14 protein-coding genes and 1 pseudogene are annotated in these 17971 nt (G+C 36.1%); all 15 read left to right on the top strand.

The genetic code is table 11. The features are described 5' to 3' along the window. The first annotated feature begins 161 nt into the window (after window positions 1-161). The 15 genes and pseudogenes from AC0J5I_RS00525 (at window position 162) to AC0J5I_RS00455 (ending at window position 17482) form a co-directional block, all read left to right on the top strand. A complete protein-coding gene (locus AC0J5I_RS00525) occupies window positions 162-776 on the top strand; it encodes a sugar transferase (protein ID WP_475301998.1) in 615 nt (204 codons plus the stop codon). A gap of 2 nt (window positions 777-778) precedes the next feature. Then, entirely contained in the window at window positions 779-1630 is an 852-nt protein-coding gene (locus AC0J5I_RS00520) for an NAD-dependent epimerase/dehydratase family protein (RefSeq protein WP_475301996.1), read from the top strand. A 2-nt stretch (window positions 1631-1632) separates the two neighbouring features. Beyond that, window positions 1633-2799 (top strand): glycosyltransferase family 1 protein, encoded by a 1167-nt coding sequence (locus tag AC0J5I_RS00515; RefSeq protein WP_475301993.1) that lies wholly within the window; start codon window positions 1633-1635, stop codon window positions 2797-2799. Continuing rightward, window positions 2792-3958, top strand: a complete 1167-nt coding sequence (locus AC0J5I_RS00510; RefSeq protein WP_475301989.1) for a glycosyltransferase — start codon at window positions 2792-2794, stop codon at window positions 3956-3958. The genes AC0J5I_RS00515 and AC0J5I_RS00510 overlap by 8 nt, the downstream gene beginning before the upstream one ends. Before the next feature lie 119 nt (window positions 3959-4077). Then, window positions 4078-5523, top strand: a complete 1446-nt coding sequence (locus tag AC0J5I_RS00505) for an O-antigen polysaccharide polymerase Wzy family protein (RefSeq protein WP_475301984.1) — start codon at window positions 4078-4080, stop codon at window positions 5521-5523. Further along, on the top strand, window positions 5495-6322 hold the full coding sequence (locus AC0J5I_RS00500) for a polysaccharide pyruvyl transferase family protein (RefSeq protein ID WP_475301981.1): 828 nt from the start codon (window positions 5495-5497) through the stop codon (window positions 6320-6322). Before AC0J5I_RS00505 ends, AC0J5I_RS00500 begins: the two co-directional genes overlap by 29 nt. A 32-nt stretch (window positions 6323-6354) precedes the next feature. Continuing rightward, on the top strand, window positions 6355-7494 hold the full coding sequence (locus tag AC0J5I_RS00495; protein WP_475301979.1) for a glycosyltransferase family 4 protein: 1140 nt from the start codon (window positions 6355-6357) through the stop codon (window positions 7492-7494). Window positions 7495-7852: 358 nt separating this feature from the next. Beyond that, window positions 7853-9337 carry a lipopolysaccharide biosynthesis protein gene (locus AC0J5I_RS00490; protein WP_475301977.1) on the top strand — a complete coding sequence of 495 codons (1485 nt, stop codon included), beginning with the start codon at window positions 7853-7855 and terminating at the stop codon, window positions 9335-9337. A 266-nt stretch (window positions 9338-9603) separates the two neighbouring features. Continuing rightward, window positions 9604-10620: an NAD-dependent epimerase/dehydratase family protein gene (locus tag AC0J5I_RS00485; RefSeq protein ID WP_475301973.1), complete on the top strand. Its 1017-nt coding sequence runs from the start codon at window positions 9604-9606 to the stop codon at window positions 10618-10620. A gap of 32 nt (window positions 10621-10652) precedes the next feature. Continuing rightward, window positions 10653-11819, top strand: coding sequence for a nucleotide sugar dehydrogenase (locus AC0J5I_RS00480; protein WP_475301969.1), 1167 nt, complete (start codon window positions 10653-10655; stop codon window positions 11817-11819). 164 nt (window positions 11820-11983) lie between these two features. Continuing rightward, window positions 11984-12811: pseudogene (locus AC0J5I_RS00475) on the top strand (UTP--glucose-1-phosphate uridylyltransferase). Window positions 12812-13353: 542 nt separating this feature from the next. Beyond that, window positions 13354-15177 carry a polysaccharide biosynthesis protein gene (locus tag AC0J5I_RS00470; protein WP_475301965.1) on the top strand — a complete coding sequence of 608 codons (1824 nt, stop codon included), beginning with the start codon at window positions 13354-13356 and terminating at the stop codon, window positions 15175-15177. Between the two features lie 417 nt (window positions 15178-15594). Continuing rightward, the gene (locus AC0J5I_RS00465) at window positions 15595-15969 is read left to right on the top strand and encodes a GntR family transcriptional regulator (RefSeq protein WP_475301960.1); all 375 of its coding nucleotides are present in this window, start codon (window positions 15595-15597) and stop codon (window positions 15967-15969) included. A 2-nt stretch (window positions 15970-15971) separates the two neighbouring features. Further along, window positions 15972-16823, top strand: coding sequence for an ATP-binding cassette domain-containing protein (locus AC0J5I_RS00460; protein WP_475301956.1), 852 nt, complete (start codon window positions 15972-15974; stop codon window positions 16821-16823). After that, window positions 16820-17482, top strand: a complete 663-nt coding sequence (locus tag AC0J5I_RS00455) for an ABC-2 transporter permease (RefSeq protein WP_475301953.1) — start codon at window positions 16820-16822, stop codon at window positions 17480-17482. The genes AC0J5I_RS00460 and AC0J5I_RS00455 overlap by 4 nt, the downstream gene beginning before the upstream one ends. The last annotated feature ends 489 nt before the right edge of the window (window positions 17483-17971 follow it).

Genomic DNA, 17971 nt, shown 5'->3' with positions numbered 1-17971 from the left:
ATTTTGAAAGTAAATTTTAAGTAAATCTGTGGAAAAACTTCGATTTCTGTGCAAAATCACTTGTAGAAATGTTATCATAAAACATACTGAAAGATAATTTCTTCATATAATTATATGTATCAGGTAAATATATGAAGGTAAAATAATATTAGGGGTGCCATATGAAGTATTTGAAAGTAAAAAGAATGATTGACGTAGTTCTTTCGTTATTGGCCGTAGTTATCTTATCTTTATTATTCTTAATTCTAGTAATTGCGATAAAAGTGGATACGCCAGGTCCTATCTTCTTTAAACAAAAAAGAGTTGGCATCAACAAAACGCATTTCAATATATTGAAGTTCCGTACGATGCGTATCGATACGCCCAAGGACACACCCACGCATTTATTAGGAAATCCTGATCAGTACATCACGAAGGTCGGCAAATTCCTGAGAAAAACAAGCCTTGATGAATTACCTCAAATTTTCAATATCATCAAAGGCGAAATGGCCATCATCGGACCACGGCCTGCATTGTGGAATCAATTCGACTTGATTACCGAAAGAGACAAATACAAGGCTAATGATATACGCCCTGGTTTGACCGGTTGGGCTCAAATCAACGGCCGAGATGAACTACCGATTAAGGTCAAGTCTGAGTTGGATGGCGAGTATATCCAAAAAATGAATTTCGTTTTCGATGTGAAATGCTTTGTCGGAACCATAACAAGTGTCTTGAAAAGCGATGGCGTTATTGAAGGCGGCACAGGTTCGCTAAGTGAAGGAGGTAATCAATAGAAATGAAGAGAATATTGATTACAGGTGCCAATAGCTACATTGGCACCTCTTTTGAAAAATGGATGACGCAATGGCCAGATAGTTACTATGTAGATACCGTTAGCACAAGAGATGGGGAATGGGAAAAAATAGAGTTCTCAGGTTATGACGTGGTTTTGCATGTAGCTGGAATTGTACATACAAAAGAAACTAAAAAAAATGAGAACCTTTATTATAGCGTTAATAGAGACTTGTCTTATGAGATTGCAGAAAAATCTAAGGCTAATAAAGTTAAACAGTTTATTTATTTGAGTTCAATGAGTGTTTATGGTTTGGATGTAGGAATGATTGATAATAATACAGTTCCTAATCCAAAAAATCATTACGGAAAATCAAAAATTGAGGGTGAAAAATGCATTTCGAGCTTGGAGAATGACTCTTTTAGAGTAGCAATTATTCGCCCACCCATGGTTTATGGGAAAGGATGTAAAGGCAATTATGCTAGATTAGCAAAATTTGTTAATTACACACCTATATTTCCTATAGTTGATAATCAACGTAGTATGATATTTATAGATAATTTGTGTGAATTCATAAGATTACTGATTGCAAATTGTGATAGAGGAGTTTTTTGTCCCCAAAACAATGAATATGTAAATACGAGTGAAATAGTGACGCAAATAGCTAAGATACGAGGTAAGTATTTATGGAAGACTAAATTATTTAACCTAATGATTTATCATAAAAGAAATAATTTATTTAATAAAGTATTCGGCAGTTTAATTTATGATAGAGATTCATTTAGATATTATCGGAATGATTACAATATAGTTGATTTTTCGAATTCAATAAGATTAATTGAAGAGGGGGAATAGCCATGGAACCTATAAGGATTCTAAATGTAGTAGGGAGAATGGATCGTGGCGGAATAGAAACCATGATTATGAATGTTTATAGAAATATTGACAGGGATAAAGTCCAGTTCGATTTTCTAGCACATTATGGAAAAATTGATGCTGACTATAACCGTGAAATTCGTGAACTTGGAGGGCGCATCTATGAAATGCCAATAATCAAAACTACTGAAAAAACTTACTATCATAGATTTTTCCATTACAGAAAGTCATTGATCAAGTTTTTTCAAGAACATCCAGAATACCGAGTAATACATGGACATATGACTAATACCGCATCTATATATATGCCTATTGCCAAAAAATACGGAAATGTAACATGTTGTATTGCCCACAGTCACTTATCAAGAGCAAGAAAAGGTCTTTCAGGATATCTTACAAATGTGTTGCAATTATCTTTAAGAAAGAATTCAACTGACTATTTTGCCTGTTCAGAAAATGCTGGTAAATGGATTTTTAAACAGAGCGACTTTGATGCCGGAAAAGTAAAAATTATTAATAATGCAATTGACTCTCAACTATTTGCATTTGATGAGGGGAAAAGAAATGAAATGAGAGAAGAACTTGCACTAGACGACCAATTTGTAATAGGACATGTAGGTAGATTTTACTATGAGAAGAATCATGACTTTTTAATTGATATATTTAAAGAAGTACTAAAAATAAAAGAAAATTCGGTCTTATTGTTAGTCGGTGAGGGTAGTCTATTACCGGAAATAAAGAATAAAGTTAACAGTTTGGGAATACAGGATAAAGTAAAATTCCTAGGCTCACGTGAAGACATTGCAAATCTTATGCAAGCTATGGATTGCTTTGTTCTACCGTCTCATTTTGAAGGATTACCTGTAGTAGGAATTGAAGCTCAGGGGGCGGGGCTACCGTGTTTATTTACCGATGTTGTGACAAGTGAAATAGATGTTACTGGCTTTATTAAATATATGTCATTAAACCAAAGTGCTGATATTTGGGCAAAGGAGCTTCTAAAGATGGGATTAGCTCATAAAAGAGAAAACACAGAAGATATAATTATTAATAGAGGATATGATATAAAGGAAACAGCAAAGTTTTTATTAGAATTCTATATAAAAAAACATAGAAGTGCTTCATATAAGAGGAGATTAAATGAGTAACTTACTATATATTGCTTTTAAAGATAAATCTGCAAAACACCATGGCATAGAAAAAAAGGTTATGAGTCAATGCAATATGTTTGAAAAAGAAGGATTTGACACAACATTAATACAAAGAAATAACGCAGATATTATACTAGAAAAAGTAAACAAACCTGCGGTGGTACTTAGTACACGAACAAGGCAAGTTAAAAATAAAAAATTACAGACAGTGCTAGATAGATATGCACAAATTAAATGCATAAAAGAACACATATCTAATGAACAATATGATTATTGCTACATTAGATATGACTTGAGTGATATGAGCTTTTTATCGTTGATTCAATTATTACATAAACAGGGCTCGAAAATTGTTTTAGAAATTCCGACATTTCCCTACAAAAATGAGTATTCCAGTTCAATATTGCATAAAGGGAAATATTATATAGACAAGTTATATGCAAGTAGATTAAAAAAATATGTCCATAAAATTGTAACTTTCTATGATAAAGGCATGAATATTCACGGCATTGATACAATCACTATACCAAATGGATTTGATTTCTCCCGAACGAAAATTATCAATACTGATCTAATACGCGATGATTCAGAAATACATATAATTGGAGTTTCTTCTATGAGGGAATGGCATGGGTATGAACGTTTTATTCTTGGTCTAAGAGATTATTATAAGGATGCCACTGAGAGAAACGTATTATTCCATGTAGTTGGTGATGGGAAAGAAAGTAAGAAATATAAAAGATTAGTTAGTGAGAATAACTTAGATAAATATGTGGTTTTTCATGGGAATTTAAATGGAACTGAACTTGATAATATTTACGATTTATGTGACGTAGGGGTGGATTCCTTAGCGCGCCATAGAACAAATATTTCAGTATTGAGTTCGTTGAAAAGTAGAGAATATGGTGCAAAGGGCTTACCCATTATCAATTCATGTGAAATAGATATTTTAAAGAGTGACTTTAAATATCTTTTAAAAGTATCCCCAGATGAAACGCCCATAAATATAAAAGAGGTTATTGAGTTTTATGATGAGATATATTCAGGAATAGAAAACAGAAGTAAAATAGCAAATGAAATAAGAAACTATATTCAATCCAAGTCAGACATGTCTATAGTCTTCAAACCTGTTATCCAATTTTTTAAAAATTGTTAGATTATGGCTTAAATTATATCGTTTTGTGATTAACAGGTATGTTAATGAACATAGTACGTTGAAGATGGGAGGGAAATAAAATTAAAACATTCAGTAAAATAAATAGTAACAAAGCAATTTTGAGTATATTTTTTATTCTTATTAACACTGTTATTATGTTGTTTGCTAATAATATTCAAAATGAAAGTGTATTATACATTGGAAGTACATTATTTTATTTGATTGTTAACATAACTTATTCAAGTAAAGATTTGCAAAATAGACTCGTTTTTTTGCTTTTTAACTGTACTCTCTTTCTATTTATTTTAGGTTCCATTGTCGCATCTTATTTATTAGGAAACAATATAGAGGTTTTATCAGGTTTTAGTTTACACACAATAAACCATGTGTATTTTAGTCTATACTTAATTTTATCTACGTTATCTATTTCTTATTTTATTCTGAAACCAACACCACAAGCAGTGAAAGCTAAGCTAATAAAAGAAGACAAAAATTGGCAAGAAAAACGAAAAATAAAAATTAGAAAATTATCGTTTTATATTACAATGATTTCTTTTATAGCAAAATTAATTACGGTTTTGGAAATGGCTATATTTGTAAAAGATACAAGTAGATATGAATACTTTACTACTTATAGTTCTAACATTCCTTCTCTGATTCAATATATAGCATCTATTTATTACATATCTGTATATATATACTTCGCAACTATGCCAGCAAAGAAAGATTTGAAAATGATCACAATTGGATACTTTTTAATTTCAATGGTGATTTTGATTTCTGGAGAACGAGGAGAGCCGATATCTAATATTGCACTTTACATCATCTATATTGCTTTGAGAAATAAAAAAAATATAAAGGATATTGTCATTTCTAAAAAAAGTGTGTTTTTATTCGCAATATTGTCCCCTATATTTATATATCAGATGCAAGTATTGCACTATGAGAGAAACAATATAAGTGTTGATATGAGTATTAGTGAAGGTATTGAAGAGTTTTTTATATCACAGGGAGGCTCGGTTAAATTACTAGCCTACGGGTATGACTATGAAAAAGAAATTCGAAGTATTAATAATTCTGTATATACTATCGGCGCAGCGAGAAGTTATGCATCACAAAATATTTTATCACGTGCTATTTTTCGAACAAAACAAGTTAAACAAAATACCACCGAAATGGCTTACTCAGGATACTCGTTAAATCAAGTATTATCATATTTAAGGTTTCCAAATACATATATACAAGGAAGAGGAATGGGCAGTAATTACAATGCTGAGCTATTCCATGATTTTGGATACATAGGTATTGTAATTGGTAATATTATCTTGGTGTTACTAATTATAGAATTAGAAAATATGCATTTAAGAGGAGTTATTAACATCGCTTTATACATGTCAATTATTAAGTATATTCTCCTTCTACCTAGAGGATCATCATTTACCTGGCTAACATCAACTTTTACTATTCAAAATGTTTTTTTGATTTTCGTTTTAGTTCTACTTTCAAAACCAACACAACAAAGGAGTAATGAAAAATATGAAAAAATTACAAGTGATTTATCCTGAAATACCTAACATGGGGGATTTACTAAATCCGTTAATAATTGAAGAGTTATTTGGATATAATGTAGTTTCGGCTAACAAGTATTCTACTCAAATGGTAGCTATTGGGAGTGGTTTGGGTTCCTTTCAATGGGAAAAAAAATCTTTAAAAGTGGTACCGCAAATTATATCTCATTTATTAATGGGAGAGCTACATGTATGGGGAACTGGATTTATACATTCAAACGAAGAATTAACTCAAGGCTTCTTTAGAAAAGACATCAATATCCACGCCCTGCGAGGACAAAAAACCAAAAATCGAGTTGAAAGAATACTTAATAAAGAGGTCAATGTGCCACTTGCAGATGGAGGATTGCTAGCATCTAAACTAATTGAAGCAAGTGAAAAAAAATATACATTAGGTGTAATACCACATTTCAAAGAACAAGATGATGATGTTTTTGAAAAATTGATTAACTCTAATTCAGATTCAGTACTCATTGATTTAAAAGATGATCCAATCGAAGTTATAAAGAAAATATCACAATGTGAGACTGTCATCTCTAGTAGTCTACATGGTTTAATTGTGGCAGATAGTTTCGGCATACCCAATGTTTATGTTAAAGTTACAGATAAATTAATGGGGGATGGATTTAAATTTGATGATTATTATTCATCATATGGATTAACTTGTAATCAAATAAATCGTAACGATATTATTCATGTAACGCCGAGTGATATTGTAAAAAATTATGAAGTGAATTTTAATGATGTTGAAAGTAAAAAAATTCAGTTAATTGAGTCATTTCCCAAGAATATTTGAAAAATAATTAATAAAAAAAGATGGAGTAAAATATGAATATATTAGTTATTGCTAGTAGCTATCCTACATCATTAACACCTACAAAACATGTATTTTTACAAAAATTAATTTGGACTTTTGCGGACAAAGGGCATTCTTGTACCGTTGTATCTCCGGTAGATTATAGAAATCGTAAATTGAGTAATTTGCCATTACAATCTGTAGAATATACAAATAATAACAATAAAGTAAATTTATATTTCCCTAGATATTTAGGGTTTGGATTTACAAAAAAAATGTCTTTAAACGTTCAAAATATATCAATGGCTAATTATTCAAGAAGTGTACACCGTATATTGAAAACACTATCCCCAAAAGTAGATCTTGTTTACAGTCATTTTCTATCGCCAGCAGGAATTTGTGCATCGAGGATAGGAAAGAAAATGGGTATAAAATCCTATGTAGCTTTCGGTGAAAGTAACATGTGGTCTATTGAAGGATATGGTGTAGTTAAAATAAAAGAAGAATTAAGTGGAATAAGTGGTTTTATAAGTGTTTCTACTGAAAATAAAAAGAGATTAATAGATTTAGGAATTACAGAAAATGAAAATATTCAAGTATTCCCAAATGGAGTAGATCTATCAGTATTCAAAAAGTATGATAAAGATTACTGCAGAGAAAAGTTGGGAATAGAAAAAGAGCAGTTTGTAGTAGCATTTGTCGGCCAGTTTACTGAAAGAAAGGGGGTTATGAGAGTAGCAGAAGCATTAAATAATCTCGAAGGTGTCGGTGTAGCGTTTGCAGGTAAAGGTGAACTCGAACCTGATATTGATAATTGTATATTTAAGGGAATTGTGAGGCCCGAAGAAATGCCAATTTTTTTAAATGCTGCAGATGTTTTTGTATTACCGACATTAAATGAAGGATGCTGTAATGCGATAATAGAAGCGATGGCATGTGGTTTACCTATAATTTCTTCTAATCTACCATTTAATGACGATATCTTAAATGAGCACAATTCGATAAGGATCAACCCTGAAAACATTAGTGAAATACGGCAATCTGTTTTAAATTTAAAAGAAAATAAGCACCTTCAAATGGAATTATCCCAAGCTTCATTGGAAGCAGCTACAAATTTGAGCCTGGATAATAGAGCAAGTAGAATACTACAGTGGATGAAAAATATGAATTAAAGATATTTTAAATTTTAGATGATTAAAAGTCAATAAAGTGGATGTCAGGAATTCACTTTATTGATATTAGTCGTAAGAATGAGTATTTTATTAAATTATTAAGGGTTAAATCAATTTTGTTTTTTTGAAATTATAAAAACTAAACTGATCAACATATTTCCTTTTTAAATTTATGAAATAGGGTAAAAAAGTATTTTTGCAATTTTATTTGTATGAAATGTTTGTTTACTCTGACTATCATAATAGTATTGGATACAGATGTTGGTGTTTGGGGTCTAATTTCCAGACATATCAAATAGCGTTAAAAGGTACCATAACTTGAGTATGCAAATGTTATTGCAAAAAATAAGGAGAAAGCATGAGTGATAAAAATAATCTTCATAATAAAATAACTACTGCAACTAAATGGTCCGCCGCAGCTGAGTTAGCAGCAAAAATTATTAACCCTTTGATTAATATGATTTTTGCCAGATTACTTGCACCAGAAGCGTTTGGTATTATTGCATCCGTAAATATGATTATTAGCTTCGCAGATATGTTTACTGATTCAGGTTTTCAAAAATATTTGGTGCAGCATAAGTTCAAAGATGACAATGAAAAATATGAAAATGCCAACGTGGCATTTTGGACTAATTTTTTCTTATCAATCATAATATACATAATTGTATTTATTTTTAGAGAGAAAATAGCAATTCTTGTAGGAAATCCAGGACTAGGAAATGTACTTGCTATTGCATGTATACAATTACCATTAACTTCATTTTCGAGTATACAGGTAGCATTATATAGGAAAGTTTTCGATTTCAGAACTCTCTTTATTGTCCGAATAATCTCTATTTTTATTCCTATTGTTCTAACTGTTCCTCTGGCAATTTTGGGATTCAATTATTGGGCATTAATTATTGGAAATCTAGCTATTCAAATTTCGAATGCAATCATAATGACAGCAAAATCTCCTTGGAAACCTCAGTTTAAATTTAGCATAAAATTACTGAGAGAAATGTTTTCTTTCAGTTCGTGGTCATTAATTGAAGCTATTTCGATTTGGCTGTCTTTATGGATAGACACATTTATAATAGGTAATATGTTGAGTTCTTATTACTTAGGTTTATATAAAAATTCAACATCGATGGTAAATTCTCTCACCGCATTAGTAACGGCGTCAATTGTTCCGGTGCTTTTTTCAACTTTATCTAGTATTCAGGATGATAAAAAATTATTTAATGAAGTATATTTCAAATTTCAAAGATTTATTTCTGTAATAGTTTTTCCCTTAGGTATAGGCGTATATCTTTACAGAGATTTAGTAACAAGTATTCTGCTAGGTAACCAATGGATGGAGGCTAGTAATGTTATTGGAATATGGGCTTTAACTAGGTCTGTAAAAATAGTATTTGGTAATGTGAGTAGTGAGGTTTATCGATCTCAAGGAAAGCCTAAGCTTTCATTTTTAGCCCAGTGTTTACATTTGATTGTCTTGGTACCCACTTGTGTTATAAGTGCAAAATATGGTTTTTGGACGTTAGTTTACGCCCGGTCATTAATTCAATTGCAGCTAGTATTTGTTCATTTCCTTTTATTAAAGTATGCATTAGGAATACCAATTCATAAGAATCTAACTAATGTCTTTCCAATGGGGATTTCAGCGGTATTGATGGGAATTTTTGGTTTCGCGCTACAACAAATTAGCCAGGGATTTATATGGAGTTTTATTTCAATTATTCTTTGTGTTTTATTTTATTTTGGAGTTCTTATGCTGTTTCCTGGATTGAAAAATGAGTTAAGATTTATTTTTAAAAGATTCGTTCCTCAGCGTGTTCAGAAAGCGGTTGAAATTGAGTGAACAATATAATATATTTCGAAAAATCATAGTTTATAGTTAGAAAGAATACTACTAATTTTTATACGATCTTGATAAAAATCAGAATACATAAAAATTATAATGTACAACGTAACGAAAATGTGTGATTCGAGATAATATTTATATGTTTTGTGTGTTGAAATAGATATCGAATTAAGTGCACAAATTCTTTCCTTGAGAATACGTACTAAATAATACCACTTTGAAGTTAGTTAACTTAAATAGTGAAATAGAGGTGGAGAAAATTTATGAGAAAAAACGAAAAAAAGAATATATTAGTTACAGGAGCCGCTGGATTCATAGGTTCGTTTGTATCCGAAGAATTATTAAAAAATGGAAATAATGTTTTTGGTATTGATGATCTTAACAACTATTATGATATTAATTTAAAAAAAGATCGTTTAGAAAAACTGGCGAAATTCGATAAATTCAAATTTTTGAAAATAGATATTTCAGATAGTATAAAACTAAATGATGTCTTTAAAGTTTATCACCCAGATATCGTTATTAATTTAGCAGCTCAAGCTGGTGTTAGATACTCCATTGAGAATCCAGCTGTTTATATTCAAAGTAATATAATAGGATTTTTCAATATTCTGGAGGCATGCAGATTCCATCCGGTAGACCATTTGATATATGCTTCTTCAAGTTCGGTATACGGATCCAATAAAAAAGTTCCATTTGAGGAATCCGACTTTGTAGATCATCCGGTATCTTTGTATGCAGCAACCAAGAAATCAAATGAGTTAATGGCTCATACGTACAGTCATCTTTATAAAATCCCTTCTACTGGCCTTAGGTTCTTTACAGTATATGGTCCGATGGGAAGACCTGACATGGCATATTTTGGTTTTACTGATAAATACTTTAATGGAGAACCTATCAAGATTTTCAATAATGGTGACTTTGAAAATGATTTGTATCGCGATTTCACTTACATCGATGACATCGTTGAAGGAATTGTAAGACTGATAGACCATCCACCAGTCGAGGATGTTCCCAGTGCAGTGTTCAATATCGGTAATAATAATCCAGAGAAACTTATGGTATTTATTGGAACATTAGAAAAATGTCTAAGCAAATCACTAAATCGTGAAGTTTTCTTTGATAAAGTGTTTGAACCAATTAAACCTGGTGATGTGCCGGCAACATATGCCTCAACTGATCTTCTGCAAAAAGCTGTGGGATTCAAACCGAAAACTTCGATTGAAGAAGGCCTACAACAATTTACGGATTGGTACGTTGATTATTATAATGTGAAATAATAAATGAATCTAGTTAATGGGAGATGTACAACTTGAAGATTACAATTGCAGGAACTGGTTATGTAGGGTTATCAAATGCTGTTCTTTTGGCACAAAACAATGAAGTTATCGCACTGGATATTATTCAAGAAAAGGTTGATCTGATTAACAATCGTCAATCACCTATTGCAGATACTGAGATTGAAGAGTATCTGGCAACAAAAGATTTGAAACTAACGGCAACCACCGATAGCTACAAAGCTTATAAAGATGCGGAATACGTTATTATCTCTACTCCTACAAATTATGATGCAGAGAAAAACTATTTTAATACCAGAACGGTCGAGGCCGTAATTGCGAATGTTTTATCAATCAATCCAGATGCTGTTATGGTTATTAAGTCTACAGTGCCTGTTGGTTACACAGAGAGCATTAAAGAAAAATTCGAAACCAATAATATCATCTTTTCTCCTGAATTCTTAAGAGAAGGAAAGGCATTGTATGACAACTTATATCCTTCGCGTATTGTCGTAGGGGAGCAATCAGAACGAGCAAGGGTATTTGCAGAGCTGCTAGCAGGAGGAGCAATAAAAGAAGGTATTGATATCTTATATACTGATTCTACTGAAGCTGAAGCAATTAAATTATTTGCTAACACATATTTAGCATTAAGGGTAGCATACTTCAATGAACTTGATTCCTATGGAGAAGTACGAGGATTGAATACGAAACAGATTATCGAAGGTGTAGGCTTGGATCCACGTATCGGAACACACTACAACAACCCATCATTTGGCTATGGTGGATATTGCTTACCAAAAGATACTAAGCAATTATTGGCTAACTATACTGACGTTCCTCAAAATATTATGTCTGCAATCGTAGACGCCAATAGAACCAGGAAAGATCATATTTCAGATATGATCATCAAGCGAAATCCTAGGGTAGTCGGAATCTATAGATTAACCATGAAAATGGACTCTGATAACTTCCGTCAATCAGCAATCCAAGGGGTTATGAAGAGAATCAAGGCTAAAGGGATAGAAGTAGTAGTGTTTGAACCTGCACTTGACGAAGATGATTTCTACAACTCAAAAGTTATCAAAGACTTTGATGAATTCAAGGTCATCTCTGATGTGATAGTATCTAATCGTTTTGCGGAAGAATTGTCTGATGTGGCTGAGAAGGTTTATACTAGGGACCTTTTCCACGAAAATTAATCGGTAGGACAAACTATATCACAGTTTGTGAGTTAGCCTCCAGAATATGTTTGAAGTCGAAACTTATTTTGGATTTTTCTCATACAGTGAATAAGCGTGTTATGTGATAGTTATTTCTGATTTGGTCAGAAAATTAATGTTATTTTGAAGGAGTAATCGCTCATATGCAGAAAGTGAGAAAAGCTGTTATTCCAGCTGCAGGTTTGGGCACACGTTTTTTGCCGGCCACAAAAGTCATGGCGAAAGAAATGCTCCCTATCGTTGATAAACCGACAATCCAATTCATTTTCGAAGAAGCGATTGCTTCTGGCATTGAAGAAATTCTGATCGTTACAGGAAAGAGCAAGCGTGCCATAGAAGATTATTTCGATTCTAATATCGAGTTGGAGATGAACTTGCGTGAAAAGGGAAAAAATGAGCTATTAGCGCTAGTGCAGGAGTCTACAGGCGTTCGTATTCATTTTGTACGCCAGGCATATCCTTTGGGAGTGGGTCATGCTGTCCTTCAGGCTAAAGCTTTCATTGGCGATGAGCCAATCGTTGTCATGCTAGGAGACGATCTGATGCAGGATGAAGTGCCGTTGACGAAAGCAATTGATAAATGCTTATAAACGCACACACGTCTCCAATATCGCGATGATGGCAGTACCTCAGGAAGAAATATCCAAATATGCATCATCCATATCGACTCCGAATTGGAATCAGGCTTATACAATGTTAGCCGTTTCGTTGAAAAGCCAAAAACGGAAGATGCGCCTAACAATTTAGCAATCATCGACCGGTACCTGTTGACACCGGGAATTTTTGAGATTCTTGAGACCTATGCTCCGGGAGCAGGTGGTGAGATCCAACTGACGGATACCATTGACACATTAAGCCAAACGCAGCGCGTCTTTGCAAAAATTTTTGAAGTATACTTTTTTCTTATCATGAAAAAAAAATTTTTTTTAAGTGTACCATTCTTAAACATTGCTGATGATGTTATTACTTAAGAATAAAATATTAATTACTTAATACTTTAGCGAGTGTCTGCTTGTTAGCATCAATTTCTCCATCGAATAAAGGAACAAGCAAATTAGGATGGTATCTGCATTGTTAAAGTGAGTACAGATAATATTCTGCATTTAATCACAGCGATAAAATCTGCAAAAAATTTGCAAAATTAAATACGGAATTACGCATAAACTTTTAAATGGAATTTAAGTGAAATAATTACAGTTATTTCAATAATGGTATAGTTACGAATTTCTACAGTGGGAATTATCAAGAATCTAATCTCCAATACCGGGTCCAGACAGACAGTCTTGCACCAGCTACACCGTAAGTCAAATCACGCAAAATCAAAAGACGTATTTTCTCGGTATGCAGCTGATTTTGGTCCTGAGAAAGCCGCCTATTTCCAAAAAAATGCAAAAGATTCTTTCAATAGGAATATTGTTTTCATGACGGCTCCTATTGAATTGAAACTGCATAAGAGTTGTTGTGGGAAGCTATCCATAGTCAAGAAAAGTTTCATGAGGAGGAGTACTGAGATATGCCGCTTAAGTTATCACGCAAACAAAAATCGAGTGTTTTAATTTTACTGGATTCATTTTTTATTTTCGTATCTGCATTATTGGCCTACTGGTTGGTCCAGTCTTATATTGCACCGCCGAATACGTTCTTTTTCGTCATGGTAAGTGTCTGCATCGGAAGTTACCTTATGCTTGGACTGCAGAGTCACTTATTTTCAAGGATTGTCCGCTATACGAGCATCTATGAAGTCGGTAAATCCACGATTTTAATGACGATTTCCTATACCATTTCGGCATTCATTACGTTATTCTTCATTAAAGGTGTCAGCTTCCGTTATATTTTCCTGATGTACATGTTCAGCCTGGTCTTCATACCCGGTTCGCGTGTGCTTTGGAGATTCTATCATGAATGGAATGATAAGAAGCTTAAAAAAAACAAGTTGCCAATGGATAAGGCTGTCCGGACTTTGGTTGTCGGTGCCGGTGCTGGAGGCAGCATCTTTATCAACAGCATCCTGCGGCAGCCCAGTGAAATCGAAATCGTCGGCATCGTGGATGGGGACAGGAATAAGGCGAATTCCCGCTTATTCGACATCCCGGTAGTCGGTACGAAAGAAGACATCCCGGCATTGGTGAAGGAATTTGCCATCGATCAAGTGACGATTGCCATCCCATCATTGAAGCCACCTGAGCTGGAAGCCATTTTGGATTACTGTAATCAGGCAAATGTAAAAGTCAATCAGATGCCTCGTATTGAAGACGTCCTCGAGGGGAAGCTAACCGTTAGCCGCCTTCGGACTATCGATGTTGTCGATTTGTTGGGACGTGAAGAAGTGCAACTGGATCGTACGAAAATTGCCGAGCACTTGGAAAATGAAGTGGTTTTGGTGAGCGGTGCTGGTGGTTCAATTGGATCCGAAATCTGTCGTCAAATCGCAAAATTCAGTCCGCAAACGTTAATTTTATTGGGTCATGGAGAAAACTCAATCTATCTGATCGATAAAGAATTAAATAACCTATATGGACGTACAATTACTATCATACCTGTCATCGCAGATATCCAAGACCGCGATCGTATTTTCCAAGTGATGGAAAAATACAAGCCCGACCATGTATTTCATGCGGCCGCGCACAAACATGTTCCGCTGATGGAATACAATCCGCATGAAGCAATCAAAAATAATGTTCACGGCTCAAAGAACATGGCCGAAGCTGCCAAAGCGGCTAGTGTGAAGAGCTTCGTAATGATCTCTACCGATAAAGCGGTCCGTCCGACAAACGTCATGGGTTCGACGAAGCGTATTGCAGAGATACTGGTCACTTCATTGAACGAACCGGGGAAAACAAAATTCGCCGCTGTGCGATTCGGGAATGTATTGGGTAGCCGCGGCAGCGTAATCCCTGTCTTTAAGGAACAAATCGAAAACGGTGGACCGGTCACTGTCACCGATTTGCGCATGATCCGCTACTTCATGACGATACCGGAAGCAAGCCGACTGGTTCTGCAGGCCGGCGTGCTGGCCAATGGTGGAGAAATCTTCATCCTGGATATGGGTGAACCTGTCAAAATCGCTGACTTGGCACGTAAAATGATCAAGTTGTCGGGTTATACGGAAGCTGAAATCCCGATTGTGGAATCCGGTATCCGACCTGGTGAAAAGCTTTACGAAGAACTGCTGGTCGATGGGCAGCTATCTGATAATCAAGTCTTCGATAAAATCTTCGTCGGGAACGCCACAACGTATGACCGACAAGAGGTCTTGAAATTTGTCGATTCGCTTAAAGGTTTGAGCCATGACGAGCTTCGGGACGAAGTGATTGCCTTCGCAAATGAAAATGTCTAACGTTAGATTCAATACCTGGCTAGCAATAATTTGTAAAACCAAGCACATCCCCAACCAACGTTTCGCTGGTCGGAGGTGTGCTTGGTTTTTTAGTGCCTGCTCCGACTGAGCTAACGCTCGTCGGAAGACAGCGCTGCGCCGGCTAGCTCAACTCCGGGGAGCGAATGCTGGCCGGAGGAGGATGATTTGTGGGAAGCCGAATTCCGGCGAATCCCCTTGTGGTCGGAGGTGATGATCTTTTGCGATGTTCTCCTCCGACGGAAGACCCCTCACCGGAGCTGGCACGGCATTACGACATCCCCTATCCAAGATAGCAAGTCCGTCTCAAATCGAGGCGGGCTTTTTTCGTTTCCTACTTTACATCTGTTAACTACTGTTATATACTGTTTATCGAAAGGGAGGGGGAGTCGTTTCGGGATGAAAATCATAATTCAACACAATTCGATGGTACCGATCTACGAGCAACTGGTGAATCAGATCAAGTCGTTGATTTTGGAAGAGCGTTTGAAGGAGAACGAGCCTTTGCCTTCGGTGCGGGTGCTGGCGAAGGAGATCAAGGCCAGCGCGCTTACCGTCAAAAAGGCCTATGACTTGTTGGAGCAAGAGGGTTTCATTACGACGATCCACGGCAAAGGCAGCTTTGTGCTGTCGGTGAACAAGCACGCGAAACGGGAAAATATACTGTACAGCACGCAGGAAGAGTTGGAGCAAGTAATCAAAAAAGCGCGGCAGGCCGGCATCTCTAAAGCGGAGTTGGCGGAACTGGTAGCGATGATTCTGGAGGAGGAATAAGCATGATTGAAATGGAAAACGCCGTCGTGAGGTATCCGAGTTTCGAGCTGGATTGCTCGATGGAAGTGAGCGAGGGCACGATCACCGGGATTGTCGGGGAAAATGGTGCGGGCAAAACGACCCTTTTCAAAGCGCTGTTGGGCTTGGTTCCGATCGCATCGGGCAGCGCCAAAATCAACGGGCAGGACATCGCCGAGTTGTCGCTGGCGGACCGCGAAAGCATCGGCACCGTGTTGGCGGAATCCTTTTTCAATGATATCTATACCATTAAGGACCTCAACCGGTTGTTGAAAAACTTTTACCGAAAATTCGACGAAAGCTATTTCCTGCGCAAATGTGCTGATTTCCATCTGCCCCAAGATCAGAGGCTGAAGGAATTCTCGACCGGCATGAAAGCAAAGCTGAAGACGCTGACCGCGCTGTCCCATGAGGCGCAGCTGCTGATTCTGGACGAACCCACCAGCGGACTCGATGTCAGCGCGCGCTATGAAATTTTGGACATACTGCAGGACTACCTCGTCGACCATCCACAATGCAGCATCCTGATCAGCTCGCACATTTCCAGCGATCTGGAAAAACTCTGCGACGACATCTACTACCTGAAAGCCGGCAAAGTCCTCCTGCACGAGGAGACCGACCGCCTACTCGATGCTTACGGTGTCCTGAAGGTTGATGAAGAAGCAATGGGGCAACTCGACCGCAACTTCCTGCTGTATCGGAAGCGTACCAACTACGGCTACGACTTGCTGACTGATCAACGCCTGTTCTACATGGAGAACTACCCCAAAGTGATTGTTGAAAAACCGACGATCGACCAAATAATGCTGATGATAATGGATGGTGACAAACTATGAGAGGCCTCTGGGTAAAAGACTTGCTGCTGTTGCAGAAACAGCTGAAAACGTTCCTTATATTTATGATAATTGCCGCTTTTAACGCCTACACAATCAAATCTGTTCCGGTCATTTTCATCTTCATGACTTTCTTTTTCGTCACCACCGCGGCATCCACAATCTTCTATGATCAGGAAAATCACGGTTTCCAGTATTTATTCACCTTACCGACGCGGAAAAAGGATTACGTCATTCAAAAGCAGTTGCTGATTTTGGCATCTTCGCTGGTTGCAGTGGGGCTGTCAATCGTCTTGATTTTCCTGATGATGCAATTTGATCCTGAGTTGCAGGCGAGTTTAGAAGAGTTGTTTTATACCGCACTTACCGGTTTCTTTCTCGGCTGCCTCTACGGTGCCATCATCACACCATTATATCTGAGATATGGAACCGAAAAAGCCCGCATGTTGCTATTCGCAATCATGGGCGTGTTCGCGCTGGCTGGAATACTGATCCAAAAGACGGGTGTGCTGGAAGGGGTATTGAATTCCAACCTCATAGCTAGCGTGGAGTCCTTCAATTCACTGCAAATAACAGGCCGGGTCCTCGCGCTGACTAGCGTGGTGCTGGTACTTTCCACACTCATCAGCCGACGGTTTATCGATAAGTCTGTTGCGTTTTAATATTGAAAGAGCTCCCCGGCGCATTTCGCCGGGGAGCTTATTCTTATTGCTGGAGGGCACCGCTCCTTCGACTAGTTTGGTGTTGGAGAGGCTATCCATTAATTCCTTAGGGAAACCACACTGTTTTTTTTTTGCTAAGTAAAATTTCGTACCTAACGGTAATCTGTGTATGTGAACACAGCTTGAGACCGAAGTTTCGCATATCTGAAGGGCGAAAAATAGGGTTAATATATTGATGTAAGATAGTGCTTTTTCAACTTTGATCAAAATACAATATTGTATTTTTCGAAATGTAAAAGTTTTCAACAGTTTATAGTGATATATCTAACGAAGCAACTAGGCTATAATAGACCGGATAATGCTGGTTTTACAATGGATATTAGGTTTTAAAAAATACATAGTAACTGGTTTCTACTGGGCCAAAAATGAGCGGACTACACAGTGATCAGTCTACGAATGGATGATTATGCTTGCTAGCGCTGATCAGCT

The organism is Trichococcus sp. TS_SC_9, assembly GCF_056156325.1.
The sequence above is the reverse complement of the archived record's forward strand: the minus strand, read 5'-3'. Positions and strand labels throughout refer to the sequence as shown.